Annotated in this window: 2 protein-coding genes; one reads left to right on the forward strand and one right to left on the reverse strand. The window is 56.0% G+C overall.

Going from position 1 to position 1,120, the window contains the following annotated elements; genetic code table 11:
* Positions 1-184, forward strand: a 184-nt coding sequence (locus EN925_RS40355; protein ID WP_128337416.1) for a hypothetical protein, incomplete at its 5' end; no start/stop codon positions are given.
* A 374-nt stretch (positions 185-558) separates the two neighbouring features.
* On the opposite strand, the gene EN925_RS36855 is transcribed toward EN925_RS40355, so the two are convergent.
* Positions 559-864 carry a hypothetical protein gene (locus EN925_RS36855; RefSeq protein ID WP_024504611.1) on the reverse strand — a complete coding sequence of 102 codons (306 nt, stop codon included), beginning with the start codon at positions 862-864 and terminating at the stop codon, positions 559-561.
* Positions 865-1,120: the final 256 nt, after the last annotated feature.

The raw sequence follows: 1,120 nt of genomic DNA on the forward strand, positions 1-1,120 counted from the left end.
GGTATCAATGGGATATCCAGGTACGCTCGTTTCAAGACTACTCGGCAAGAAGCCCGGCCTCGCTGGCAACGGCGATATGCGCAAGTCGACTGGCGCGGGTCCTGCAATAGCAGCGCATTCGAAAGACGCGAAGACAACGGCGCCGACCGGCCAGAACCGATCGGCGGCAGCAAAAGAAAAATGACCGACGCCGTAGGAGCGTAGTCACTGGACAGCCAACAATGCGCCCATTTCCGGTCAACCCTTTGAAGCAGGCGGTTCGGTCCTGTCCAGACTGACCCCGTCAGGTTGACTCGCAAGGCTTGCAACCATTAAAATAACAGTGTCATCAGTACAAACATCGACAAACGGTCTAAATTGTTAATGGAACGTATGTTATATTTCCTTCCTCGCTAATTCCACCGATGCGCAATATTATGCCCTGCAGAAGACCCACTGAATGAATTACGCAGGTCCAAAGGATCGTAATTAAACCTCTAATAGGCCATTCCAGATTTCGAATGCAGTTCAGCTCGGGAAGGAGGGTGGCAAAACCCAATCCCGGAGGCGTCTGGACCTTTAGACCAATGCCATCGGTAGGTAGCGGATGATGATCTCGTCCTGCCGGAAACGGCGCTCCAACTCCGCTCGGCGCCTTCGCCAATCGGGCAGATCGACTTCTTCCGTCATCACCTCGAAGATGACAATCTCGTCCATGTCGGACTCTTTTCCCTCCCTCCATACCCCTTCCGCGGGCGTCCGAAAATACGCGGTGACACCTTTGAACGTATTGGCGAGTTCGTCCTTCACACGATCGAAGTCTTCCTTGGCGAAGGGCTCACCCGCGTTGTCGGAACGAGGAAGCAGGATCTGGACAAGGTGCATGCGGCCGCCTCCAAGCTCTTCCAACGGCGGCGACCAGCATCATGTTCCATCGGCTGACGCTGCGGGCAAAGGCGCAAATGTGAACCAGGCTGACGGGAGTTCCTGCATTCCGTGACTCCAGATGGGAATCCTGGCCTTGCGTGAAAGTGTGCCACGCGCAGCCAATCCGTGACACCGCCGCAGTTGGCGGCGTGTGGTTGGATGTAGGCGAGCCTCGACCAAGCAAAGGGGCGTGCCTGACTCCTCGATGACAGGC

Source organism: Mesorhizobium sp. M7A.F.Ca.US.006.04.2.1, from assembly GCF_004022915.1.
Taxonomy (GTDB): domain Bacteria; phylum Pseudomonadota; class Alphaproteobacteria; order Rhizobiales; family Rhizobiaceae; genus Mesorhizobium; species Mesorhizobium ciceri.